This window comes from [Clostridium] clostridioforme AGR2157 (genome assembly GCF_000424325.1).
GTDB lineage: Bacteria > Bacillota > Clostridia > Lachnospirales > Lachnospiraceae > Enterocloster > Enterocloster clostridioformis_A.
Map to the genome: position 1 here is coordinate 20,044 of NZ_AUJR01000040.1, position 25,446 is coordinate 45,489.

Consider the following 25,446-nt stretch of genomic DNA (forward strand, 5'->3'; position numbering starts at 1 on the left):
ATTTAAGGGATTAAAGAAGAAAAAGGACCAAAAGGACAAATAAGATCAATAGGAGGTAAAAGGAATGGGATTACGTTTAAAAATCGAAGGAAATGAATCAATCAATCTGCCGGAGACCAGCATTATGACGGTAAAATTTGGTGCGGATATTCCGCATGATTCCAATGCCAGGTCTACCGATTTGGGCTCCACCGTGCTGATTAAGGGAAAAATACTGGCGGCGGTTGATGGGGAAGCAGCAGATGATACCAGCAAGATCGCAAGATGGTCCCTGGTTCCCGCAGAGAATTCGGACTGCTACCGGAAAGTACAGATTGATGTGGTCAATGCGTCCCAGATTGTCCGTCAGATATCGATTCCCAATGCATTTGTTGTTGATTACGAGGAGGACTTTACGGATGACACCGGCGCAGGCGTTTTTACCCTTTTGCTTAAACAGAAGAAGGATAAGATGGCCAATCTGAAATTCGAGGGCGGCTTTAGCGGAGAATAATGGGGGAGGATCACAGGTATGTACTATATAATCATGTATGGCTCTGTGCTTTTGGGCATTGTCGGGCTGCTGATTATGGGAATTGGAATGGTAATCACACCAGATGATAAAGTTAAATTGAAACCGGGACAGGATCGTCAGACTGCCGTTAAAAATATGCGTAAGCAGGGAAAGATATACATTGCAATCTGTGTAGCTATTATAGCGCTGATTGCCTGTGTAGTTGTTATGACAGGGATTGAGTATATACCTGGAATCGGTTACTAAGCCTTAAATGCAAGTAAATCTATTTAGAAAAGGAGTATGATTATGGGATTTAAATTAAAAGTAGAAGGACCATCTACCATTGACCTGGGAACCACCATTGTTACAGGAGTGAAATTCAGAACAGATATTCCCCATGACAGCAACGCCCGCTCTACTGATATGGGGAGTACCGTAGAGATTACAGGAAAGATTTTGACGGCTGTGGACGGGGATCCCTTTGACAGTACAAGACAGTTGGGACTGTGGGCGCTTGTACCGGCGGAGAAGTCCGACTGCTACCGCAAGGCCAGCATTGAGGTGATTGCGGCATCACAGGTGGTGCGTAAGTATACATATCCGAACGCTTTCGTAGTTGACTATAAAGAAAACTACGGGGATACGGAAGGCGTGGGAACTTTTACGCTGATCATCAAGCAGAAAAAGGATAAAATGGCGCAGGTTACTGTAGAAGGCGGATACAGCGCATAAATATTGCAGGAGCTCCGCAAGCAGCTTCCGCGGACCATTTTCGAAGGGCTGCCTATTCACTTGGGCAGCCCTCTTTCTATAAAAAGAACATTCCTGTAGGACGGACAGAGGTTGAAATGAAAGATTATTATAAGATACTTGGGGTATCGGAACAAGCTGCGGAAAAGGATATAAAAGCTGCATATCGAAAACTGGCAAAGCTTTATCATCCAGATGTAGTTAAGGATGATGCGGATAAGACACAGCGTATGTATGAGATTCAGGAGGCATATCAGTGCCTTGGAGATGAAGCAAGCCGGAAGGAATACGATAAAGCTCGCGTAAAGACCTGTTCAAAAGACAGTAATCAGCATGAACAGGAGAACGGCCAACCGGCGCCTGACATGAGTCAGTTTGAACGGTTTTTCGGTTTTCAACCGGGAAAAGGGATGGAAACATATCAGGGTAACAACAATGCAGCCAGGAAGCCGGATGGACCAATCAAACCGGAGGAAATGTTTGCAGCCTTTTTTGGCAGACAAAACCATAAAGGGGACGGGCGTTAGAAGATGAAAACAAGAAAAACTATAAAAATAGCAGCAGATATTATCATCTTGTTATGCAGCGGCGTGTTGCTGCTTAGCATTTACACTACAGAAGTGGATAGAAGATGGTTCTGGGCTTTTCTGTGTATTTTGTTCGTGTGCATGATTGGAGCTGTGATAGATTTGACGGTTCAAATTCGTAATAAACATACAAAATATGAAATGGGTCAACCTACCGATGATACAGCTATACGGCAGTTGATTCTTTTGGATGAGCAAAATAAACCAATCAAATCCTGGGAATTATCAGGGAAAATATCGATTGTAATTGGAAAAAAGAATGAAGACGAAGAAGTCGATGTGGATTTGGAGGATTGCGAATACAGCACATTTATTGATCCTCAGCATGCGGCATTGAATTTTTGTCAGAATTCCTGGTTTGTTGAAGATTTGAATTCACAAAATGGTGTACAAGTCAAGAAAGTGGAAGATGGTGTTTGCTATAAAGTATTGAACCGTCCGTGCAGAGTGATGCCAGGTGACATTATTTATATTGCAAATACAAAACTTTTGCTGACATAGTGATACATTTATATCATCAAAGAGGGGAGATAAGAGCAGGATGAGTTTAACGAGATGTCCGATCGGACATGTGTATAATGCAAGGCGTTACGGGAAGATATGCCCCTATTGTAACATGAAGGTTCAGGATGAGAGCGCGGCAACAAAGCCATTGGGATTTGAACCGCCGGTGGAACTGCTTCAGGAAGAAGTACGGCCAGTATGCGGATGGCTTGTCTGTATTGAAGGAGCGCGGATAGGGATGGATTATAAAATTCATGACGGAAAAAATTTTGTGGGCCGCGGGGATGGGATGGATATTCAGATCCTTGGTGACAATACAATCAATCGAAAAAACCATACAATAATTGTCTATGATTCAAAAAAAATGAATACGGTTATCCTTCCGGGTGATGCAGCCGGATTGGCCTATTTAAATGAAGAAGCGGTTTATGTGCCTACAGAATTAAAACCCTATGATACGATTAGTCTGGGGAAAAGTCGGTTTTTATTTGTGCCTTTGTGTGGAACGAACTTTAGTTGGGATGATGTGAAATGATAGAAACCATAATGATTCAAAACGTTGCTGTTGTGCTTTTGATAGCTGCAGTTGTAGTGCGAGTCGTCCTTTGCTGCCAGCGAGAGAAGCAGGAAAAAATATCGATGACAGGAATCAGTCAGACAAACGGGCGGAAAGAAATCCAGGCGGATGTTGTGATGGCATTTGAAAATGAAGCTGGAATAATGGCTGTTCTGGCGGATGGTATTGGAAATGAAAACACGGGCAAAATGTGTGCGCAGCTGGCAGCTGATACGATTATGGACCGTTATGAACCTTATCATACCTTGAACAATCCAGACTATTTCTTTAAAAGCACATTTGCTGAAGCAAATAGACGAATTCAGATGACTATAGGGGAGCGCAGAGGCGGAGCAAGCCTTGCAGCAGTTTTTGTAGATAGAAGCCATTTATACTATGCGGTAGCAGGCAATGTACGCATAGCCTTGAAACGCGGCGAGGAGCTGATTCCATTAAATCGGGGACAGACAATGGATGTGCTTGCTGCAGAGGCTTATGAAAATGGTTCCATATCCAGGCAAGAAGCTATCTGGAGTATGGACGAAAAACGTGTATGGAATTATGTGGGGATGGATGGCTTTCGGGACATTGAGCTCTGTGAGCATCCCATCGAATTAAAACAGGATGATGTAGTTTTAATTGCCAGCAAGGGTATATTTGAAGAACTGTCCTGGGGCGAGATGGAAGATATTCTGTTAAGCGGGGCATCTGTTCAGGAACAAGCGGAGGCAATGGTTCGGGGAGCAGAATCAAAATTGAACCCGGAGATGGATAACGGAAGCGTACTGCTTCTGAATATACAAACGGAGGCAGCAGATGAGAAGAATAAACTCTGAATTTAAGACCGCCAATATATCGGAGGAAGGGCAGGAACTTTCCAACAGGGATTATTTCGGATATGTGGAGATGGATGATTTTGCCTGCTATGTCCTGGCGGACAGCTTAGATGTAGAGCCATCTGTTAATAGTGCACAGCTGGTCGTTGAGAGTTTGATCCGGAGCTTTACGGAACGCCCTGTAATAGGAAAGCGGAGACTGAAAAGATATCTGGAACAGGCCCATAAAGAATTGTTGAAACAGCATGGGGGGATGCACCTGAAAGCATCAGTGGTTATGGTTGTGACAGACTATAAAAAAGTCCGGTACTGCTATGCAGGAAACAGCCGTTTTTACCTTATTCGTAATGCAAGAATACTGGAACGGTCAATTGACCAGTCGCTGACCCAGAATTTGCTGGAAGAGGAGAAAATTCCACTGGATCAGGCAGCAGCCCATGAAGCCAGGAATAACCTGTACTCGTTTTTAGGAGAGCGCGGAACACCACAAATCCGGATTTCCAGAAAGATAAGGCTGGAAAACGGAGATATTTTTGCAATTCTATCGCGTGGGGTATGGGAACGATGCAGCGATCAGGAACTCCTTGATTTTACAAATGAGGCAAAGGAACCTCAGGAAATACTGGACCAGGCAGAAGACCTGATATTAAAAGACCAGGAAGAGCGGCATGTTGACAACTATACACTGGCAGTTACTTTTGTTAACAAGACCTATCAATCCCCAAAGAAAAAATGGACCGTTAAAAAAATACTTATGATAGCTATTCCGGTTTTGTTGATTGTGGGAGGAATCAGTCTCGGCTTTTATCTGCGTCACCGTAGCATACGGATTAAAAAGGAAAACCTGGCACAGTACATGGACAGCGGAGAAACATACTTAAGATATGACAATTATCAAAAGGCCGCTGAGGAGTATGGTGAGGCTCTTAAATTAGCAAAGAACTTAAAACGGGAGGAAGATTCCGAGGAAGCAGACCAGTATAAAAAGCTGGCAGAGCAGATTATCCTTTCAGATGAAGCGTTGACAGCCGGTGAATACCAAAAAGCGCAGGGCTTATATTTGACAGCCCGGGATATGTCCATAGAGGCAGGAAATGTTGGAAGAACTTACATTGATAACCAGTTGAAACTGACCAAGGATTATATAGATGTATTTGATTTGATTGAACTGGGTGAGAAGAAGGAAGCCAACGATAATCTTGAAGGTGCTATTGAATCTTACAAAGAGGCCAGGGATAAAGCGGCGGCCCTTTACTATTCAGCGGGAAAAGAGGAGGCTTTAGCAAAGCAGGCAGCGGCAGAGGAAAAGTTAGATAAGGCAGATCAGCAGGAAAAAAATGCACAAAAAGAAAGCGAAGAAGCTGTAGCGGCTGAGGTTGCAAAACAGCAGCAGGAGGAAGCGGCAAAAAAGGAACTGGAGAACCAGCAGAAAGCGAATGATCAGCAGAATGCCATTGAGCTTGAAAATAAAGGAAACGAACTGGTGGCAGAAGGAAAGTATGAGAATGCCATTACATTTTATCAGACAGCCCAGGCTATTTATATACGTTTGGAATTGGCAGAACTGGCAAATGGTATCAATGGAAAGATTGCAGCGGCAAGAGCTGGGATAGAAGCGGCAAAACAGGCAGAAGAAGCACAGAAACTTGCCCAGGAACAGGAAAGTGCAGAGACCGAAACGAAGGAGTATGGACCTGGGACAGCTATGCAATAAAAGGTAAAGCGAGGGATTAAAATGAGCCGATTTACATATACCCTGAACCGGGAACAGAAAATAGAAGAGCATGCTACGTATAAGCGTAAGGACCTGGAGAAAATGACTTTGTTTCACTTAAGGGAAATCTGTAGGAAAGAACAGGTGGTGGTGCCATCTGCCCAGTCTGCAGACAGGGAAGGTCTGATCCGTTTGATTATGCGGTTCAGGGGACAGAAGGAATATCGGCATATTAATACAGCCCAGGAAACTGGTCTGATGCGTTTGCAGGAATTTGTGCAAAATAATAAGATTCATATTACGGATAAGCAACAAATTTGGATTCCTGGGACGATTACATTGTATCAGGAAACCGGGATGAATGAATTAGACGGTTACAAGGTGCGGTCGGATAACAAACTTTATGATGGAAACTTGATCCTGATTGATGAGATGTTTCAGATTTACACCTGTTTCTATATACAAGAGGTAAAAGGCATCTATTATCTTTTCAAAGGTAAGGATGTCCCTGTACGACCACTGGAAAAACATCAGTATTTTATCCTCTACCTTCCAAATGAAAGAGACTCTGAATTTTTCTATGATTGTTATTATGGAAATCGAGTGTCTGCTCCTGGATATATAGAGGGAATTAAAATACCGCTGCTGGATATACAGGAAAAAGAAATTGTAAAAGCAGAATTGCCACTGGTTATCGACTTTGGAAGTTCCAATACCACCATGGGAATCTGCCTTCCGGATGGAACATCGAAAATTGCATTGGATAAGGGACAAACCATCATTCCCAGTATTATTGGTGTAAAGGGGGTTTTGGAAGATAAGACGGAGTTCGTGTTCGGGTATGACGCACTGGCACTGACTGGGGAAAATTACCAGGACGAGGACGTCACTGTGTTTTACGATATAAAACGCTGGATTAGCGATGCGGACAGGAAACAGAGCGTCACTCTGAAAAACGGATATAAGTATCAGATTGATAGAAAAGAAATGCTTAGAGCGTATCTTGACTATCTGATTGACCTGGCCCGGCAGCAATTTAAATGCACATTCAGCGGCATACAGCTCCTTGCCCCAATACGTCAAAAGAAGAAGTTTGAGGAGCTTTTTACGCAGCTCCTTCCAGAATATAATGTCAACTGTGAACTGGATGAAGGTATGGCTGTGTTATTCAATAGTATTAACAATCTGATAAATAACAGCCAGTATGAAAAAGGTCGATGGTACCATGCACTAATTATTGATTGTGGAGGTGGCACTACAGACTTGACATCGGGGTTGTTCCGAATTGAGAACAATAGAGTTTCCTATATCGTTGATCTGGAAACAAGATATGAAAATGGAGATACAAATTTTGGCGGAAATAATCTGACTTACCGGATTATGCAGTTGTTAAAAATTCGGATTGCGTATGAATTAGGATTTATTAAACAGGAAAGTCTTTTCCGTTCAGAAAGCACATTTTCTTATGAGGATTTAGACGGACTATACCAACAGGCAGAGCAGTATATTCCTACCCGTTTTAAAGAATACCAGGAGCGTAGTAGAGAACACTATTTCTATGTGAAAAATAATTATTACTACCTGTTTGAGGTGGCTGAGACCATCAAAAAACAATTTTTTCAGTCTCAGTTCCGATATGAACTGCTTGTAGGAACGGATAAAAGTGCTGTAGAAGGAAGGGTATTTCTTGACAGATGGAAACTATCCATTTGTACAGAAGGTAATTTTGAACATATTCGTGATTCTGTTGAGTTTTCAATATATTTAAACGAAATAGAGGAACTTTTAAGACCAGACATCTATCAGCTTATGGAACGCTTTTTGGGTGAGAAATTTGTTCAAGGTGAATTGCAGGAATACGAGATGATTAAGCTTACAGGACAATCCTGTAAGTCCAGATTGTTTACAGAGGCCCTTAAACAATATGTACCTGGGAAACTGATACAAAATACGAAACAGGATAGTAGCGGAGTTGAACTGAAGATGTGCTGTCTGGAAGGTGCATTAGCATATTTCTTAAACTGTAAACGTGGATATATGAAAGTGAATCAACAATATCAGGTGGGAACCCTGCCATATGAAATTATGGCATTTACTCACGAAAATAAGGAAAAAATCTTGATTAAGAGCTTAGACCGTGAGAACCATATAGGGTATATTTCACGCTTCATGATAGGAAATCAGCTGGACTTATATTTAAACAATGAACGTGGTGAACGGTTAAAAACATACTATTTCGAATATGATACTTCGAAATTTGAAAAAACAACCCAGGACGAGATTAATCGTAGCTACCAGAATACTGTTATTCAAGAAGAAACAGACATTATTCTGGAAGGAGAAATGAAATTTTTTGTATGGGTATCAAGAGAACGATGGGGATTTGTGGTACTTCCTATCTTGAGAGAGGGAGAATTGCTTTATAAAGGCAAAGAGACATTCTTTGATTTTGAAGATGATACGTGGGAATTGAATTTCTTTGATGGGAGGAAATAAGAATATCTATGGAGCACACAGAACAAATTAAAGAGATGATCCGCAACGAAATCCAGTCAATTGAAAATCTAAAAGAGCGAGTTGCCTTTAAAGAATTGATGGAAGGAGTATTCCTTGCGTTATATGAAACAAATGAACTCATGTATAAGCAACTGGAATCACGGGTGGTCAACGAGTTGGCTTATGATATTAACCGGTATCAGATAAAAACAGGTTTAATTGAGCGTAATTATTTAGATCAATCTCATCACCTGATGTCAGCAATCTGTGAAGATGATTTAAACTCGCCTAAGTTTATTGCAAGTGAGTTGCGGGAAGAGATAAAAGCTGCAGGAAAGGTCCGTCTCGCCACTGTGTTTGTCCAGTGTGACTGTATGGAACTAAAATCCTTTTATGAGAATCAAGGTTCTTTTACAGGGCTCCTATATTCGGAAAAATCATATCCTGTATCGATTAAGATAGAGCTGAATAAACGGTATCTAGCTAAAATTGAACATTTATATCATCTGTTTATGAAGAATGGAATTCCGTGGAAAACGGTTAATGCTCCATACCTGTTTAAAATGGCAGATGTATATATTACTGACATACCTGAAGAAATTCCGGATAATGCCCCAATCATGAAATTAGGTACAGATTTTGGTGAATACAATCAGTATATCCATTATGACATGATTCCGGTCTGGAATATCCAGAAATTGAAGCTGGATAGCGTAGGATTTCCAGTCGCGTGTGGGGATTATGCAAATTATGAGCATACGATATCCATTAGAGAGTATGGAGCAGAACACGCTTATCTGGTGGAGGAGAAAAAGGGAATTCGTAACATCAGACAGAGCGGAGATAAACTCATGATAACGGGGCAAATCGCAAATGCAAAAAAATGGGATGTGTACATGATACGAAAGGGATCTGACCATAAAATTGACAGATATACATACCCAATCATGGAGAATTTTAAAAAAGATGGATTTGCAGAACGATTCCAGCGACGTTCGGGCCAGCCGGTAAAAACAAAAGGAGAGCTTCGGCGGATTATTCTTGGGTTTGGCTTGGAGAACTATATTGAATATCAGGATTGTGCATTGATTGAACCGGGAATGGTAACAATTGAAACTTATTCTATGAATTTTTTCATGCGGGATGAGATACGTGAAAAAGGCGGTAGGAAACTGCTGGTTCTTTATTTTAAGCCGCAGAGCAAAGACACTTGGATTTTAAGGGATCTCGCCAGTTTTATATCTTCTGAGATTCAGGAATTGTATCCAGAATATGATTGCGGGGGTGTGTTGGTTTGAACTACCTATGGGAAGTCATGTTGAAAGCTAAGGAAGATGGTATTTCTGAAGGTAAAATAAGATTTCAGATGTCCACCAATTTTAGCGCATATATGGAAGTCTCGTGTCCGTATTTGAATCAGGATACACTGGATGAACTGCCGGTAATTGAGGTGAATCCGTACTATCGATTTTATAATATATTCAAAGAATTATACCATCCAGAACTGACAGAGTATTTCCAGGCGAGAAAAAGTCTTACCAATTTAATCTTTCATCAATTGGCAGAAAATGATGTACTTTCTGGAATGACAAAAGAAATATATTATAAAAAAAAGCTTTTCGAAGATTTTATTAACAATTTATATGGTACGGCAGCAATGACAGCAATGCAACTTTTCAATAGGAACGAACAGGAAATCATCCTGAGCGGGGTATTGAGGCAATATGAAACAGGAAGCTCATTGGACATTTTCAAGGATATGGTGGAAGAATTAATACCAAGGAATATCATATATCGAAATAATGAAAATTTCCATGAAATAATGGTATTTATAGGTCAAAAACATGATAAAACAATTGCGGCAAAAATGGAACTTTTAATCCAGATGTTTGTGGAGATACCGTACACTGTTGATATCTATTATGAGTATCATTTTGGAATCATTGGGGTTGATGAGACTCTGAAAATCGATGAAATTGCAATATGCTGATGATGGGGGAAAAGAATGTTCAAATATGTATATCCTCAATTTGAGAAAAAGCGCCTTTTGAGAGGTGAAATGCTGGAACAGTTACGGGATTATCCGAAAAATTATCTAAAAATGTCTTTTAGAGGATATGGGAATGGGATTGTTACCGGATGTGAAATTACATGGGACAATGAACGGCTTACGATTGCACCTGGGATAATATTATACAAGGATAATCTTTATACTATGGAAATGCCATATGAGATTGAATGTGCAGCACTAGACAGAATACGGTATCTCAAAGTACAGTTTTTGGCGGAAGAGCGGGGAAACAGCAGTGTTGTAGGTAATACTCGAATATCCCTGGACACAGAAAAGCCAAATGAAGCTTGCGAAATAGAATTATGCCGGTTCCGCCTGCAGGAAGGTGCAAAGCTTAGAGATGAGCACGAAAGCTTTGAAGATTATTCGACCATGTATGACACAATAAATATAATTCATGTACCTTATGCCGCAGATGGTAATAGCACACTGAATCCACGTCTTTTAATGACTTTTGCAAAAGAAATGATTTCCAAGGATAGCAGTAATCTCATGGATTGTGTTTTTTCTATGAGCGTTCTCGCAAATAGTGGACATGTCTCAAGAGATTTTATCCAAGAATATGTATTTAACAGAACGAGTGAAAGGGCAGATGAGAATTACAGCATATATCGCGGGCTTTTGGATATTTTGAAATCACAGCAATCGGGTAGAAGTGTAAAGTCAAATAATGCTCAATCAACAAAAGGTGTAATGCTTCTCTAGAAAGAAAGGATAGGAATATGTTTATTGATGAAAAAATAGCAGCTATGGACCGTTTACGTAGAAATAATATGAGAGAGGAACGTGAAAGATTAACCTCAAAAGGGGTCGATAAAAAACCACTTTTAGTAGAAGATGCATTAGCAGGTATTTGTGCAGGAAAGTTGCAATTGGAGGGAATTCCATTATTAGAATTTGACACATATATTATGCCTACACAGAATATTCCTTTTGTTACTTTCAAAAATTTTTATGATGCAAAGCAGGAGGATGAAGAAGGCGTTATTTTTTTGAAGCGTGCCAAGGAAATAAGTCAGATTATTAGTTGGCCTAAAACGATATTGAAACCTACCACTTTTGAACAGTGGGGGAATCTTTTGGTTAACGGCATGGCAGCCAATCGTATGAGTGCAGAAATCAAAAAAAAGAAACAGCTTAATCATATCGAATATATCTGTTATGAGGTTCCAAGTGGAAAAGGACCGGTCTATAATGTCATGTTCCGTTTTAGGGATAAAGGTTATACAGCATTTGGAAATTATAACTGTATGGGAGAGGATCAAGATACATTCGGTATTATATTTGAAGCCATGATGGCCGCGCTAGACCAATGGACTGATGCAAGTATACGGGAGTCACAAGATGGAAAAAATAAAGAAAGTGGAAATAGGGAGTAATATAAATACATCTGGATATGGAGAGATGTATGACCAGGAAGAAAACCCTGGTTACCTGTCCAGGCAGGATTCCATGGACATGCTCGACATGGAAAAGATGATGCTTCAGGAGGAAGAGGGTGCCATTACGTACAAGGACCTTTTTCTGTCAACAATGGAGATATCCTATTTTGTCGATGTGAATATTACACAGGTTCCAGGAGAACATGCCAGATTATACGTAAAGGCGGTTTTAGACAGCGACATAGATGAAAATGACTTCCACGGCATTAGTGATAATGTATCATTACAATACTGGAAGAATGAGAAAGCACATGTTCTGTTTTATGGAATCGTTGAAAACTTATACCTGGATAGAGATGGGGATGGAAAGGTTTTGGTCTTTACCGCGTGGGATGCAACGATGCAGATGGATATTGAACGGAAAAAGAGAATATTCCAGAATCCTGAGATGGGTGTGCATCAGTTAGTAGCGGAGATAATGAAAACCTATAGCGGCTCTGACTACAAAATTCATATACCTGATGAGCCTATTGGACAGTTAGTTGTTCAGTATGAGGAGACCGATTGGGAGTTCCTTAAACGCTTTTTATCAAAATACAACGAAATGTTATATTCGGATACTACTTATCCAGATATTCGTTTTGAAGCTGGCTTGAATCCACATCCAGAAGCTTTTTCCTGGGATGACCTGCCGTTTTCCTTATCACAGGATTTAAGCAGGCTTGTTGAATTGAAGGTAAACGGTATGAATCAATTGACTGGTTCTCAGAACACAGTATTTGAAGTTGCTTCATATGATATTGCCACAATAGGAAGCCAGATTGTATATAAAGGCTCACCATGGTTTATAGAATCAACGGATCGCTTTATGGAAAACGGTCTTCTTAAGTGTAAATACCAGTTACGCCAACGAGAAAGTTTAAAAGTACTGCCATATTTCAATCAAAAGATTGCGGGAGTTTCTATTGATGGTCTTATTGCCGGTGTTCAAAGGGATCGGGTTCAGGTTGATATGGAAATTGCTGCTGGTGATAGTGGTGCTGAAAAATATTGGTTTCCATATTCTACTGTTGCAGCGTCGTCCGATGGAAGTGGCTGGTATTGTATGCCGGAAACAGGAGAAAGTGTCCGCGTATATTTCCCAATAGATGATGAAAAAGAAGCATACGTGGTAACAGCTATAAAGTCGCATGCGCCAGATTCAGGAAATGCGAACGATCCTATGGGAAACCCAAATGTACGCAATATACAGACTGCTCAAGGTAATCAGGTTCAGTTTACGGATATTGGTGTGGTCATTGCAGCTGGCGAAAGTAATGGGAGCATCCTTATAAAAAAGAGCGGAGAACTTGTTTTAGATGGACTGATGGATATTAGCATATCTGCAGTGGAAAACCTTAATGTAACAGCAATAAATGAACTCATAATCAAATCCCAGGAATCAATCAAGGTTGCCAACAGTGCGGGCGGAGACATAGAAATGAAAAAGGGGACAGTAACCTTACATGGAAAGCTGATTAATGAGAATTAGGAGGCGGAATTATGGCATATGCGGCAGACCAGATAATAGTGAATGGGATTCAGCTGAAAATGATTGAAATGCTGGATATAAAAAGTGAAGCAGGAATGCATGGGGAATTGAGTCTTTGTGGCTATCTGGATGGAGAAAATGGGGTGGAAACTCTATATGGCTTCACTGAAGATGATAGTATATCTGTCTATGCAACCCAGTCATTACTTTTTTCAGGAATTATAACAAAAGTCAAGATATATGGTTTCGGTGGAATCATAAAGATTGAGATAAAAGCTAAAAGTAGAAGTATCCTGATGGACCGGAAGAAAAAATCCCGTTCATTTCAAGATACATCCATGACTTACAGTCAATTGGTCAGGTTTATTTTGGCAGAATATCCGGGAAGCGATATTATGCTTTCTATTACGGACCATCCTATTGGTGAAATTGCTGTTCAATACAAAGAGACAGACTGGGAATTCCTTAAGCGTATGCTTTCACAACTACATGCCGTTTTTTCGTGCAGGGTAGCTTCAGATACACTGCAACTATATGGCGGTGTACCAGAAGTAATCAAAGAACCATGGAATTACGAGATAGCGGGGTATCGAAAAGAACTTGGGAAGTATAGTTACTGGCTCCAGCAGGGAAAGAACATCAGTGATACTGATTTTTTCATTATGAGTATAGTAACAAATCATATTCCAGAATTATTTGAGGAGGTTGCATATTCTGGCAGCCCCCTAATTGTACAACGTTACTCATATTCAATGATAAAAGGGATGCTTTATTGCTTTTGTGATCTTCAGAAAAAGGAAGGTATACTGGCTTCACCAGTCTACCCAATGCACCTTATCGGCGTTGCTCTGGAAGGAAATGTCTTGGAGATATCTGGGACAAAAATAAAGCTTCATCTAAAGATTGATGAAGGAAATAGTCTTGGCGACGTGTATTGGTTTCCTTTTTCAACCCTGTCTGCTTCTCCAGATGGAAGCGGTTGGTACTATATGCCGGAAAAAGGTGACAATATCAGAGTATACTTTCCATCTAAATTCACCAGGGATGTTATTGCCGTCAGTGCAGTAAGCAATTATGACGGGAAAAGTGGGGGTGTACCGGACCGAATGGGAAATCCCTCTACTAAATATTTAAGTAATCCAGGCGGACAACAGATGAAACTGGGGGAAGACGGTGTTTATCTGGCGTGTAGTGGTGGGTCGGCTATTGTAAAGATAGGAAATGATGGGGCAATCGATATATCGTCACAGAACACAGTGGAGATTTCGGCGAAAAATAATGTCAGTATCGAAGCTGAGGAAGCTGTGACTATCCAAGCAACAGAAAATGCGGTAATTTCCTGTTCCAAAGGAGGCACAGTGCAGATGCCTTCAGATGGAAATCTGATCATACAGGGAAGCGAAGTAAAGCTGGACTAGGAGGCCTTATGAAAAGAGAAGAAGCATTATGTAAATTCCGAGAGGAAGAATGTGATTATATAAATGAAGTTAAGGCCCGTTTCCTTAGCAATATTCAGGAAAATGCAAATGACATTGCGGACTGCCTTCAGAAGGTTTTTGCAGAGATTAGAAGGACAGTAGAGAAGGCGGGAAAAAAGGATATTATGTTTATCCATTTTTCAATGTTACGTTTTGATTTCTTGAATCATACATACAGATTTCTGGCACAGATTATGAATGCAAAATGGTATATGGATATGGAACCAGTAGAAGTAACCTTTTCATTAGAGGATTATTTTTCTGTATTTACTGAGGCTGGTGAGCGGATGGAACTGGACAGTAAAAAGTACATGGGTAAAATCAACCGTTACGACATCAATAATCTTCTAATGGAAGCGGGGATGGAATGTAATATCATGTTGGCTAATTTGCTCCGTTTTGTATTTCGGGATATTGAAGAAAACCAGGACTTTAAAGCACTGTCCAAATTGAATACATGGGGAATCCGCTGGGGAGAATACCGTGATACAAGCGAGCTGATTGCATGTGCTGACAGGGAGAAAAAGAACCAAAAAGATTGGAACAGAGCCCTCAGAGAAACAAAAGACAATCCGGGACGGTTGGTTTCCTCGTTTTGGTATGAGGCAGAATTACAGGATTCTGACTGTAAGGGATTACCACTGTGCTTTCTTCAGCTTGAAAAATGTAGATTACAGAATATAAATTTTGAGAATGCAAACCTGATCGGTGCCCGGTTCAGAAATTGTACCCTTTCTACCTGTAATTTTAAGGGAGCATCTCTACGGCAGACGATTTTTGAAGGATGTAAATGGGAAAAATGCGATTTCCAGGGGGCAGACCTTACCGAATGCATTTTTTATGAGGACGATATTCCTTTTTTACATCTTGATGCAGAACAACTGCAGGTAATCTTGATTGACAGGAGGGCACAGGAATGAGATTTTTCACAATGGAACAGGACAGAGCCATACAGGATATCATTCAATTCCGTGATTTTGATATTGCTGGGCCAAGACATATCTTTTATAAAGAGGATGCAGAGGATATCGATACTTCTGCAACGCTGTATCTGGCACCTAAAACAGGTGAGACAGCTCCAGATTATATTCAGTTCCCCGTGCATATGGTCTCTGATACAGTGAAAAAGGTATTAGATATGTATGAAGATGATATGGTTTTCCGCACGATTGTTCTTACCAGCAAAGAAAATGATACTCTTAGAGTTTACCATCATCTGCTGTTGGAACGTCTGGATGTGTTCTCAGAACAGACGGAGTTCTATCCAAATGGGAGTATCAAGCGATTGGTATTAGATGCAAAAAAAATCGGAGAGCATAAAGTGTTTATGCTCAATGATAAAAGATTTACAAATCCTTATGTGAGCCTGGAGGTTGTAGAAAGTTTGCTTAGGAGAGGTGTGATCGGCATCATCTGGAAAGAAGTGGAGGTGGAAGGATGGCCGAATTGACTGATACATATGTAGTACATGGTGCGCCAGCAACTTGCACTATGGGAATGCGCTTTAGTTATATTGCTCTTCACCGCACTTACGGAGTATTCCTGAGGCTGCAGCCTCAGATGACAGTCGAGGATTGCATTGGCAATTATCATGTCCTTAATTTTGGTGGTTGCTATAGCATGGAGAATCCAGATACTCAAAGAGAAGCGGAGAAAGTCCGGGAGGCGGTTGAGGAACAGTGTCCTGATACGTTTCTGGACAGCGTGATGGGATTGTTTTGCAGTAAGAAGAAAAAAAAGCAACAAGAGGTATCTGAGGATGTTCCTCAGGTAGTAGGAAAATGCACACCGATTATCATAGGTAATCAGGAATGGGATAATGGAAAAGACGGCGTAAAAACAGATGGTAAAACCCCGCTCCTTGGCGGAGCAAAGCTACGATGTAAATATGGCGGTGAAATAGAGATTGTCCATTCGGGGCAGCAGGAAGCTGGCGGTTAAGGATAGGAGGATTACATGAAGCTGGAATTTAAAGAGTTAGAAATTGAATTAGGATTAGATGGGCTTATTCAGGTCGAAGCTTTCCATCTGGTGCAGGGACTTAATGACCATGCATTTCTTTCTATAAAGTTCCTTATTGAAGAAGACACATCCGAGGAATTTGTCAATCTGGCCTCTGTGTTTCCAGTTGTCATTAGAGAAAACGCTTATACCAAAGGGCAGATTATATTCCAGGGCAAAGCGGAGAATGTTTATACAAAAGTAGAAAAAGGGCTTTCATATCTCTATTTTGATGCCTATTCTTACTCTAAGGAATGGGATCGAATTGAAAAAAGCAGAAGTTTTTTAGATGGAAGCATGTCCTACATGGATGTGGCGAGAAAGGTACTATCTGATTATAGTCAGGCCGATATAAAAGACGAAATTACACAAGATGCCCTGATACCGGAGATGCTTTTACAGTATGAGGAAAGTGATTGGGTATTTCTTCGGCGTTTGGCAAGCCATTTTGGAACCTATCTGATTGCTGATTGCAGAGATACCTTTGGAAAAGTATATTTTGGAATACCTCATATCAACTATGGAACGGTGCTAAATAATCAGGATTATTCGTTGGAGAAGGATTTTTTACATTACTCCAAAGTGCTTATGCCCGAGGGAATACTTCCGCAGGAAGCATCGCAGTGGAATATTAAAACGCGTAAATTCCTTTTTATGGGGGAAGAACTGAAGATAAATCAGATTTCAGCAGTAGTTACGAAACTTAATATCGAGCTGGAAAAGGGAGAATTGGTATACCGTTATACACTTTCCAGGAGAGAGGGTATACGCAAGGAAAAAGAGAAAAATCCAAGAATTTTTGGGATGAGTATACCGGCAACTGTAAAGGAAAGGTCGGGTAACCGGGTACGTGTACAATTTGACATTGATAAAGCATATGACCCTAATGGCAAGTTTTTTACATATGCAATAGAAAGCAGCAGTTTTTATTGTATGCCAGAAGTTGAAAGCAGGGTTCATGTTTATTTCCCGGAACACGATGAGCAGAGTGCGATTGCTGTACACGCGATAGGGAGTGGAAGCGGTTCGGGGGGAGGTCAAAATCCCGACAATAAGAGATTTTCAGATCCAAGTGGAAGTGCCATGGATATGACGCCAGATACTCTTTGCTATGTTCCAAATTCTGATGCAAGCAGTAAGTTATTCATGTCAAATGAAGGACAGATCTCTCTAACCGGCTTTGATATTAATATTAAGACACAGAAAGGATTAATGGCAGGCGGTGAAAATCCACCTAAAAACGCTTTTCTTTCCGGTGGGCAAAAGGTAACTCTTCAAATAGGAGATGGGGCTGACGATGTTATAACAATGGAGGCGGGTACTGACATAACCTCTGCAATGATAGAACATACGGCAGATTTAAAGCCCGCGGCCCAGCCCTCTGCTGACGAGTTGCTTAATCAGGTGCAGGAGATTGCAGGAAATGATGAGGAAAATAGAAATAACATCAATAATGCGGTAACACAACAGTTAGTTTCAAATAAAAAAGCAAGTAAACAAAAATTTTTTAGTGGGGTTGTCAGCATTGCTACGATTATAGGTGGAGTTGCCCTGACTATTGCCACTGGAGGTACTGCACTTGCCGTAGTTGGCCCGGTGCTGCTTGCTGCTGCGCCAAAAGCAGCATTTGCAGCGGCAGATATAGCCGAAGGGCTGGACGGCTACAGCAAAGTGAATGCGCTGGATGCCTCGGCACCTTCCAATTTTATTCGCGATAACCTGATGGGCGGGAATCAGGCATTGTACGATGCCAGTTCCATGGTGGCCGATATCCTGTTTGATGTTGTATCTGGCAAGGCTATTAAAAACGGTGCCTCAGCCAAGGGACTTACCAAGGTATTGTGCTCAGGTTCTGAAGCTTCTAATATGGTTGCCCAAGTCGGCGGTACAGTTATTTTTGGAGCCGTCAATGAGTATATGGTAAATGGTTCTGTGAACTGGAAAAACCTGCTTGTTTATACTGGTGCAGGTATTGTGAAAGGCGTAGCAGGTAATTACCTCACAGATAAGGTCCAGGCTGTTGTGGGTTCTGACAGTAAACTTTTAAATAAGGCTATTGGTTTAGGGGTAAATACAACTGTTGGTACAGCAATTGATATTAAAACAAATAATATCCTTGGTGTTGAATATGATCCAATGGATGTACTCACTCAAAATTTGATAACCAGTGGTGTTGGGCAGCTTTTTGGAGAGCCGATTGATGTAGTGTCCGGAGCATTTTTAATTACCGCTACTGATTTTATACTTTCAGATATTCGTGAACCTCTCAAGATTACGAGAAAATACAGCTCGACCAGTAAACATTCAGGTCTTATGGGGCGTGGATGGAAGTTCATGTTTGAGGGCCGTTTATATCGTCATGAGGATAAAATTCATGTGGATCTTGATACGGGGTACCATGTTATTTTTGCATGGGAGGATGGAAAGGCGAAAAACATTACGCCCGGCTGCAGCTGGTATGAACTGGAAGAGTATGGTGATGAGTGGCGAATTAGGGACCGTAAGAAAAAGCGGGTGTACCGCTATAGTCAGACAGGACTATTGCTCTCAATCACAGACCAAAACAGCCAGGTGATTCAGTTTGAATATTATAATGACGTTTTGGACAAGATTACAACCGCTCTTGGCTATGAATTGAAGCTTATCTTGCGTGACGGACATCTTATCCAGGTAACAGACGGTCTTGGGCGGACGATGCAATACCGGTATGAAAATGGCCTTTTATCTGATGTAATACATATGGATCAGGGCATTACCCACTATGAGTATGATGGGAATGGTTATTTGATTAAAGCGGTAGACCAGGCAAAAGTGACATACCTGGAAAACCAGTATGACGATAGAGGGCGTGTTGTCCTCCAGACCTTGGCTAATGGGGATACTTATGAGGCTGAGTACATTGATGAAGAACGCCAGGTGAGGGTATACAGCAGCATTGGTGATAAAACAGTGCTTTATTGCTATGGGAAAGAGTGTCAGATTCTTTCTATGAGTTATCAAGACGGTACGGAAACACTCTTTGATTACAATGAAGCCGGATACAGGATACAGGAAATCAACCGTTTGGGACAGAAAACCAGATGGAGTTATGATGAAATTGGCCGTATGACTTCGGAGGAGTCTGCCAGTGGTCTTATTAACGAATACGTTTATGATGAAAAGGATGATTTAAAAGAAGAAAAAGACAATTCCGGCAGGTATATACGATATTTTTACGATGAAAATCACAACCTGATTGAAACAAATGAAAAAGTGTCCCGTAATGGAACCACAATACAACAGATATATCAGTATGACAGGAAAGGGCGCCTGATTCAAAAAACAGATGCCTGTGACGCTGCTATAACATATACCTATGAGGATAAATGTGGGAAACCATCTGTAGTGAGATTTGCAGATGGACAAGAAGTACGTTACGAATATGATGCCCTTGGGCGTCAGATGGCTCTGGAGGATGACTGTGGCCGGGTTGAGTATGCGTATAATGCAAAGAATTACCGCACTATGGTACGGGATGGAGAAGGAAATGAGTCCCATTATATGTATGATGGAATGGGGCGTCTTCTTGCCATGTATATGCCGAAGGCATGGAAGGTACGCAAAAATGAGTACATCTACAAATATGATTTTCTGGACCGTCTCATTGATACGATTAAACCGGATGGAAGCCACGAGCGGCAGATGCGGGATGGGGAAGGCAATATTTTAAAGAAAGTCCATCCCAATGCGTATGATGCTCTTGGGGATGATGGCGAAGGAATCCGGTATGAGTATGACAGCGATGGCAACAATATCCGCATCCGTTATCCGGATGGGGGCTGCGAGAGGATTTTTTATGACGCAGAGGGGAGTCGGGTGAAGCATGTCCTTCCAGAATACTATGATCCAGCCATGGACGATGGTAAAGGGACTGCTTATGAATATGATTCAGCCGGCCGACTCACAAAAATCATACTGCCAGATGGAAATATAGAGGCTGAATATACCTATGATCCAATCGGCAATATGATTTCCAGGACGGATCCCCTTGGGAATACCAGCTATTACGATTATGACTTACGTGGTAATCTGATTCAGAGCCTGAGTCCGTCAAAAGAGGAGGACGGAGACACTCTCTACCAGAAGATTACATACTCCTATGACGGGAATGGGAATAAGATAAAGGAGCACAGGCGCAGCGGATACTGGGATAAAGACGGGAACCTGCTGCGTGAGGACGGAACCGGGTTATGCCTTACGTTTACCTATGACTGCCGGAGCCGTCTGATACGGGTAGAAGATGGGCTTGGCGCTGTCATAAAATATAGGTATGATGTGCGGGGGAACCGGATCTATGAAGAAAAAGCCATAAATGCAGAGGTGTGCCAGGTTGTTCATTTTGTATATAATAAAGCAGGGCGCCTGATAGAGCGGCGTGAGGAACTGAACAGCGGCCTGGAGCCCATGGCAGGAGAACATAAAATCGCTGTCACAACCTATGGATATGATGAGAATGGAAACCGTATCCTGACCCAGACCCCGGAAGGGTACCGCATCACCCGGGAATATGACACCCTGGACCGGTTGGTCTTGGAGCGGGTAGAGGATAAGCATAATGGTATTGACCGTTCCGTTAGGGTGAGTTATGACCATGCGGGGAACATCACGAAGCTGGCCCGCCAGGGCAGGAACGGGCAGCCATGGGAAATCAGCTATGATTACGATTTAAAAGACAGGGTTATCCATTCCAACGATTATTTGGGTCCGGTGTTCCAGTACGAATATGATAAAAATGACCGCCTCTTGAAGGAAACATTATCCGGGACAGAACTAAACCGGTTCTACGCCTATACTTATGACTGCAAGGGAAACCTGGTGACGGAGACTGACAGTACCGGGACCCTGCAGGAGAAGCACAGCTACCGGGCAGATGGAAAGCTGACAGAGAGCCAGTTCGCAGACGGGAATGAGCTTATATATTCTTACGGCGTGAATGGACAAGAACGTGAAATCCAAACCGCCAGGAGCCGTCAGAAGAACCAGGCAGCCCAGGAATATACCTACGACGCCAGGGGAAGGATTACCGGGATTCGGGACGGGAACCAGAACCGGACCGGCTATCGCATGGATTCCTGGGGCAGGGTGCATCAGATTGACACGGCAGAGGGCGGGGAGGAGAAATACACCTATGATTATGCCGGGCATGTCACCAGCACCACAGATGCCAATGGCGGCGTCATCACGTACCGTTACAACAGCCAGGGGAAGGTCTGCGAGATCATCGATCAGGAGGGCAACAGCGAGACATTCCGCTATGACCGGGAAGGACGCATGGTGTTCCATGTAGACCGGAACGGGAACCAGGTGCGTACCACTTACAATGTGGATGGGAACCCGGTACTGGAACACGCCTGCGATTATCTGGGAGAAAATGAAGTGACCCGCTCCTGGGAATATGATGACATCGGGAACGTAAAGAAAGCGATAGCTGGTGGATTCTGCTACACGTATGAATACCGGCCGGACGGGAAGCTGGTGAGAAAATCATCTTCTGGACGGACGCTTGTTTCCTGCACCTATCAGGCGGATAAGAAGTTGAAGTCGTTAACAGATGTGTCAGGAAAGACGGTATATTATAGTTATGATACTCTGGGACACTTGGAGCAGATCTGTGATGAGGAAGGGACTGAAATCGCCCGTTACAGCCATACAGCTGGCGGAAAGCTGAAAGAAATCCTCCATGGAAATGGGATGCATACGTTCTATGAGTATGATACGGATGATAATATCATAAGGTTGACGCTCAAGAACCAGGAGGGTACTATTTTCTCTGATTTCCGGTATGAGTACGACCTGAATGGGAACCGGACATTAAAATCAGGAAACTGTATCCTGCCGGGAGAAGAAAGTCTGAAGGAGCAGATGACCTGCTACCAGTATGACAGCATGAACCGTCTGGTTGAAGAGCGGTATGACAATGCGCCTGTCAGGTACAGATATGATCGTTGTGGAAACCGACTGGAAAAGGTAGATATAACTGGAAAAGTAGCGTATAATTATAATTGTAAAAATCAGTTAACCAGCAGCAAAAATAACACAGAAACCATAGATTACCGGTATGATTTACAAGGGAATGTACTGGAAGAGGTTGGTTTCCTTGAAAAGACGGAATACCATTACAATACCTTTAACCAACAAACGGCGGTACTGATGAAGGATGGTGGTATCCAGGAAAACCGGTATGATGCAGAGTACCTGCGTGCCGAAGTGTCTGAGAACGGCCACAGATCCAGGTTACTGTATTATAATGGGGAGTTACTGGCGGAGTCCGAACCAGATGAAACAGTGACAAGCCGTTATATCCTGGGTTATGGTGTGGCGGCAGGCTGGCAGAATGGAAGGGAGGGATATCATTCTTATCATCTGGACGAGCAGAACAGCACGGCATATATTACAGATTTAGGTCAGAGGATAGAAAACAGTTATCAGTATGATGCTTTTGGCGTAATCCGTGGTAAAAATGAAAATATCAATAATCGGATCTTATATACAGGGCAGCAGTATGACCAAGCGACAGGGCAGTATTATCTAAGAGCCAGGTATTATAACCCGGTTGTGGGAAGGTTCTTGCAGGAAGATGTGTACCGGGGTGACGGGTTAAACTTATATGCCTACTGTAAAAATAATCCTGTGCTTTATTATGATCCAAGTGGTTGTGTTGTTCGTAACCCTAATGCTGAGCTAAGAGACGACGGAAATTATAATTATCCAGATGGAAGCGTAAGAGATGGATCGGGCCATTTTATGGGTAACTCAGGAACCAAACCGGGTGATATGGCAGTTGAGAAAGCATCCAAATATTACCAGGATAATGGTTATAATGTACTTGGAAAAGAAGTTTCTGTTCGAACAGCAGATGGAGAACTTAGACGATATGATTTGGCAGTTCAAAAAAATGAGCCATATGCTCCGGTTATTGGTGTGGAGGTTAAAGGGGATAGTGCTGCAAGAGATAAACGTCAAAGAGCAAAAGATAGCCAGCTGATGGATAGTGGAGGATTTGATACAACTCAAGGATCATATGACAGAACAAATGTAAGGCGAATAGATTCTGTGGAAGTAGTGCATGTTCAAGATGGGCAAGTTAAGCCGCCTGATCCAAATGAAGTGTCACAATATGATACGGATGGAAATAAAAAGAAAAAGAGTTGTAAAGGTGAATCAGATAGTTAGAATCCTTAGCGGGTTTATTCCCCGCCGTAAGCGGCGGGGAAATTTATCCACTTGGTTGACTGTAACAGCATAGCTATCAATATAATGTGTCTATATCAAGCAAATGAATTTTTAAGACAAGATGAATGAGGAAAATGTATGTTAAAGAAGAAATATGAGGATTTATTGAATTTTATGGAACCATTTTTTTCTCAGGAAGGATACCAAAAACAACGAAAAAAGGGAGAGTATTGTAGACATGTAGCAAATAAAATCATTAAGATAAAAATTGTTCTTGGTGCAACTATGAGAGGAGGTACGCTAGGAGAAGTCAGAGTTTTTGTAGCTCTCGAATATCCCGAAATAGAAAAGCTGGTTTCAGCACTTAAACAAGAACCATATAAGAATGGAAGTAATATTTTTTGCCAGGATATAGATTTATTTTGCGGTGAAAATTCGTATCATGCTTTCAATTTTTTTGATGATAGTAACATGGAATATATAGGTAACGTAATAAAAGAAATATTATTTAGGAATATATTCTTAAAAATAAGTAAATATGAAGATGATAAATATATTATTAAAAAGTTCGAGTGCGAAGATACATCTTGGAGAAAAAATTATTTTTCCGGAGGTCATGCTGATATTAATTTCTATCTAAGGTGGATATCATTATGTGTGATAAATGGATATATTCGAGAAACTTTGAAAATTCTAGAAAACATTCCTACCTTTTATGACTTGGACAAGGATGTGCAAAATGTAAAGAAAAACTTAGAATATCTTTGCAGGGATAAAAAACAAAGTAATTCTTTTTATTTATTAATCAATAATAAAATTAGAATAAATCCTACGATGGAGAAAATTAAAAAAAATATATTGATGTTGGATGGATTGAATGTATATTATCTCATTTTAGAAAATACCTCAAATGGATATTTACAAATTGCAGGGGGACCAGGAGAGTTTGTAGTTGAAATTAGAATATATGATGATACTGGGGATAATCATTATCGGGCAGAAAAATATGATTATGACGATAGAATGAAAAAGATTTTATATGGATCGAATTATATGGAGTTACAAGTACGTCAGGTTTTATCTATATATCAGGTTTTTGAAATTGTTGACAAATATATATTAAATCAAGAGTTGCATGAAAGTTATAATTGGATAAAGCTGAATTTATAAACAATCTCTATCAGACGTGAATACAATGCTTTATGCTGTCTGCTTTTGAAATGAATTGAAGATAATCACAATGGTATTGACCGTTCCGTTAGGGTGAGTTATGACCATGCGGGGAACATCACGAAGCTGGCCCGCCAGGGCAGGAATGGGCAGCTATGGGAAATCAGCTATGATTATGATTTAAAAGACAGGGTTATCCATGCCAACGATTATTTGGGTCCGGTGTTCCAGTACGAATATGATAAAAATGACCGCCTCCTAAAGGAAACATTATCCGGAACAGAGTTAAAACGGTTCTACACCTATTCCTATCTGTTTTTTGTCAAGCACTTTTCCCTAAAAAAAGCGTCAGAATTCCCTTTTTTCAGCAAGGGAATTTCCCTGCTTTCGGCGGGCATTGATTATGCGTCCCGGCGCATGAGGGCATGTTCCATCCGGTAGCTCTTTCCTTCAAATATCAGGAGATGTCCATGATGGACAAGGCGGTCGATCATGGCTGCGGCCATCTGGTCATCCGTAAAGATACCGCCCCATTTCGAGAACTCCAGATTTGTGGTAAGAATCAAGCTTTTACTTTCGTAACTGTCGGATATAACCCTGAATAGCAGCTGTGAACCATCCTTATCAACTGGAACATAGCCCCATTCGTCAAGGATGAGCAG

22 protein-coding genes are annotated in these 25,446 nt (G+C 41.4%); 21 read left to right on the top strand and 1 reads right to left on the bottom strand.

Annotation, left to right across the window (positions count from 1 at the left end):
• The first annotated feature begins 64 nt into the window (after positions 1 to 64).
• The 21 genes from G614_RS0116675 (at position 65) to G614_RS0116775 (ending at position 25,225) form a co-directional block, all read left to right on the top strand.
• A complete protein-coding gene (locus G614_RS0116675; protein WP_027642862.1) occupies positions 65 to 493 on the top strand; it encodes a hypothetical protein in 429 nt (142 codons plus the stop codon).
• 18 nt (positions 494 to 511) lie between these two features.
• A complete protein-coding gene (locus G614_RS0116680; protein WP_027642863.1) occupies positions 512 to 760 on the top strand; it encodes a hypothetical protein in 249 nt (82 codons plus the stop codon).
• A gap of 42 nt (positions 761 to 802) precedes the next feature.
• Positions 803 to 1,228, top strand: a complete 426-nt coding sequence (locus G614_RS0116685) for a hypothetical protein (RefSeq protein ID WP_027642864.1) — start codon at positions 803 to 805, stop codon at positions 1,226 to 1,228.
• Positions 1,229 to 1,344: 116 nt separating this feature from the next.
• On the top strand, positions 1,345 to 1,773 hold the full coding sequence (locus G614_RS0116690; RefSeq protein WP_027642865.1) for a DnaJ domain-containing protein: 429 nt from the start codon (positions 1,345 to 1,347) through the stop codon (positions 1,771 to 1,773).
• A gap of 3 nt (positions 1,774 to 1,776) precedes the next feature.
• Positions 1,777 to 2,334 carry an FHA domain-containing protein gene (locus G614_RS29315; RefSeq protein ID WP_027642866.1) on the top strand — a complete coding sequence of 186 codons (558 nt, stop codon included), beginning with the start codon at positions 1,777 to 1,779 and terminating at the stop codon, positions 2,332 to 2,334.
• Between the two features lie 241 nt (positions 2,335 to 2,575).
• Entirely contained in the window at positions 2,576 to 2,872 is a 297-nt protein-coding gene (locus G614_RS33775) for an FHA domain-containing protein (RefSeq protein ID WP_330366942.1), read from the top strand.
• A gap of 104 nt (positions 2,873 to 2,976) precedes the next feature.
• Positions 2,977 to 3,729 (top strand): PP2C family protein-serine/threonine phosphatase, encoded by a 753-nt coding sequence (locus G614_RS27765; RefSeq protein ID WP_242828113.1) that lies wholly within the window; start codon positions 2,977 to 2,979, stop codon positions 3,727 to 3,729.
• Entirely contained in the window at positions 3,710 to 5,443 is a 1,734-nt protein-coding gene (locus G614_RS0116710; protein WP_027642868.1) for a PP2C family protein-serine/threonine phosphatase, read from the top strand. Before G614_RS27765 ends, G614_RS0116710 begins: the two co-directional genes overlap by 20 nt.
• A gap of 21 nt (positions 5,444 to 5,464) precedes the next feature.
• Positions 5,465 to 7,939 carry a hypothetical protein gene (locus tag G614_RS0116715; RefSeq protein WP_027642869.1) on the top strand — a complete coding sequence of 825 codons (2,475 nt, stop codon included), beginning with the start codon at positions 5,465 to 5,467 and terminating at the stop codon, positions 7,937 to 7,939.
• 8 nt (positions 7,940 to 7,947) lie between these two features.
• Positions 7,948 to 9,237: a hypothetical protein gene (locus tag G614_RS0116720; RefSeq protein ID WP_027642870.1), complete on the top strand. Its 1,290-nt coding sequence runs from the start codon at positions 7,948 to 7,950 to the stop codon at positions 9,235 to 9,237.
• Entirely contained in the window at positions 9,234 to 9,929 is a 696-nt protein-coding gene (locus G614_RS0116725) for a hypothetical protein (protein ID WP_027642871.1), read from the top strand. Before G614_RS0116720 ends, G614_RS0116725 begins: the two co-directional genes overlap by 4 nt.
• Before the next feature lie 15 nt (positions 9,930 to 9,944).
• Positions 9,945 to 10,715 carry a hypothetical protein gene (locus G614_RS0116730; protein WP_027642872.1) on the top strand — a complete coding sequence of 257 codons (771 nt, stop codon included), beginning with the start codon at positions 9,945 to 9,947 and terminating at the stop codon, positions 10,713 to 10,715.
• A gap of 17 nt (positions 10,716 to 10,732) precedes the next feature.
• Entirely contained in the window at positions 10,733 to 11,389 is a 657-nt protein-coding gene (locus G614_RS0116735; RefSeq protein ID WP_027642873.1) for a hypothetical protein, read from the top strand.
• Entirely contained in the window at positions 11,355 to 12,923 is a 1,569-nt protein-coding gene (locus G614_RS0116740; RefSeq protein WP_027642874.1) for a contractile injection system protein, VgrG/Pvc8 family, read from the top strand. The genes G614_RS0116735 and G614_RS0116740 overlap by 35 nt, the downstream gene beginning before the upstream one ends.
• 11 nt (positions 12,924 to 12,934) lie before the next feature.
• Positions 12,935 to 14,341 carry a contractile injection system protein, VgrG/Pvc8 family gene (locus G614_RS0116745; RefSeq protein ID WP_027642875.1) on the top strand — a complete coding sequence of 469 codons (1,407 nt, stop codon included), beginning with the start codon at positions 12,935 to 12,937 and terminating at the stop codon, positions 14,339 to 14,341.
• 8 nt (positions 14,342 to 14,349) lie between these two features.
• Positions 14,350 to 15,321: a pentapeptide repeat-containing protein gene (locus tag G614_RS0116750; protein WP_027642876.1), complete on the top strand. Its 972-nt coding sequence runs from the start codon at positions 14,350 to 14,352 to the stop codon at positions 15,319 to 15,321.
• The gene (locus G614_RS0116755; RefSeq protein ID WP_027642877.1) at positions 15,318 to 15,851 is read left to right on the top strand and encodes a hypothetical protein; all 534 of its coding nucleotides are present in this window, start codon (positions 15,318 to 15,320) and stop codon (positions 15,849 to 15,851) included. Before G614_RS0116750 ends, G614_RS0116755 begins: the two co-directional genes overlap by 4 nt.
• Complete coding sequence (locus G614_RS29320; RefSeq protein ID WP_027642878.1) at positions 15,839 to 16,342, top strand: DUF4280 domain-containing protein; 504 nt, start codon at positions 15,839 to 15,841, stop codon at positions 16,340 to 16,342. Before G614_RS0116755 ends, G614_RS29320 begins: the two co-directional genes overlap by 13 nt.
• A gap of 15 nt (positions 16,343 to 16,357) precedes the next feature.
• Positions 16,358 to 23,614: an RHS repeat-associated core domain-containing protein gene (locus G614_RS0116765; protein WP_027642879.1), complete on the top strand. Its 7,257-nt coding sequence runs from the start codon at positions 16,358 to 16,360 to the stop codon at positions 23,612 to 23,614.
• Between the two features lie 138 nt (positions 23,615 to 23,752).
• Complete coding sequence (locus G614_RS0116770) at positions 23,753 to 24,784, top strand: hypothetical protein (protein WP_027642880.1); 1,032 nt, start codon at positions 23,753 to 23,755, stop codon at positions 24,782 to 24,784.
• Between the two features lie 93 nt (positions 24,785 to 24,877).
• A complete protein-coding gene (locus G614_RS0116775; RefSeq protein ID WP_027642881.1) occupies positions 24,878 to 25,225 on the top strand; it encodes an RHS repeat domain-containing protein in 348 nt (115 codons plus the stop codon).
• Here G614_RS0116775 and G614_RS30180 read toward each other — a convergent pair.
• Positions 25,186 to 25,446, bottom strand: a 261-nt coding sequence (locus tag G614_RS30180; protein WP_027643811.1) for an ATP-binding protein, incomplete at its 5' end; no start/stop codon positions are given. The two genes, G614_RS0116775 and G614_RS30180, sit on opposite strands and share 40 nt — an antisense overlap.

What these genes read in the sequence shown, in the direction of transcription:
- G614_RS0116675 (WP_027642862.1), top strand. Translation starts at nt 65, where the DNA reads ATGGGATTACGTTTAAAAATCGAAGGAAATGAATCAATCAATCTGCCG.
- G614_RS0116680 (WP_027642863.1), top strand. Translation starts at nt 512, where the DNA reads ATGTACTATATAATCATGTATGGCTCTGTGCTTTTGGGCATTGTCGGG.
- G614_RS0116685 (WP_027642864.1), top strand. Translation starts at nt 803, where the DNA reads ATGGGATTTAAATTAAAAGTAGAAGGACCATCTACCATTGACCTGGGA.
- G614_RS0116690 (WP_027642865.1), top strand. Translation starts at nt 1,345, where the DNA reads ATGAAAGATTATTATAAGATACTTGGGGTATCGGAACAAGCTGCGGAA.
- G614_RS29315 (WP_027642866.1), top strand. Translation starts at nt 1,777, where the DNA reads ATGAAAACAAGAAAAACTATAAAAATAGCAGCAGATATTATCATCTTG.
- G614_RS33775 (WP_330366942.1), top strand. Translation starts at nt 2,576, where the DNA reads ATGGATTATAAAATTCATGACGGAAAAAATTTTGTGGGCCGCGGGGAT.
- G614_RS27765 (WP_242828113.1), top strand. Translation starts at nt 2,977, where the DNA reads ATGACAGGAATCAGTCAGACAAACGGGCGGAAAGAAATCCAGGCGGAT.
- G614_RS0116710 (WP_027642868.1), top strand. Translation starts at nt 3,710, where the DNA reads ATGAGAAGAATAAACTCTGAATTTAAGACCGCCAATATATCGGAGGAA.
- G614_RS0116715 (WP_027642869.1), top strand. Translation starts at nt 5,465, where the DNA reads ATGAGCCGATTTACATATACCCTGAACCGGGAACAGAAAATAGAAGAG.
- G614_RS0116720 (WP_027642870.1), top strand. Translation starts at nt 7,948, where the DNA reads ATGGAGCACACAGAACAAATTAAAGAGATGATCCGCAACGAAATCCAG.
- G614_RS0116730 (WP_027642872.1), top strand. Translation starts at nt 9,945, where the DNA reads ATGTTCAAATATGTATATCCTCAATTTGAGAAAAAGCGCCTTTTGAGA.
- G614_RS0116735 (WP_027642873.1), top strand. Translation starts at nt 10,733, where the DNA reads ATGTTTATTGATGAAAAAATAGCAGCTATGGACCGTTTACGTAGAAAT.
- G614_RS0116740 (WP_027642874.1), top strand. Translation starts at nt 11,355, where the DNA reads ATGGAAAAAATAAAGAAAGTGGAAATAGGGAGTAATATAAATACATCT.
- G614_RS0116745 (WP_027642875.1), top strand. Translation starts at nt 12,935, where the DNA reads ATGGCATATGCGGCAGACCAGATAATAGTGAATGGGATTCAGCTGAAA.
- G614_RS0116750 (WP_027642876.1), top strand. Translation starts at nt 14,350, where the DNA reads ATGAAAAGAGAAGAAGCATTATGTAAATTCCGAGAGGAAGAATGTGAT.
- G614_RS0116755 (WP_027642877.1), top strand. Translation starts at nt 15,318, where the DNA reads ATGAGATTTTTCACAATGGAACAGGACAGAGCCATACAGGATATCATT.
- G614_RS29320 (WP_027642878.1), top strand. Translation starts at nt 15,839, where the DNA reads ATGGCCGAATTGACTGATACATATGTAGTACATGGTGCGCCAGCAACT.
- G614_RS0116765 (WP_027642879.1), top strand. Translation starts at nt 16,358, where the DNA reads ATGAAGCTGGAATTTAAAGAGTTAGAAATTGAATTAGGATTAGATGGG.
- G614_RS0116770 (WP_027642880.1), top strand. Translation starts at nt 23,753, where the DNA reads ATGTTAAAGAAGAAATATGAGGATTTATTGAATTTTATGGAACCATTT.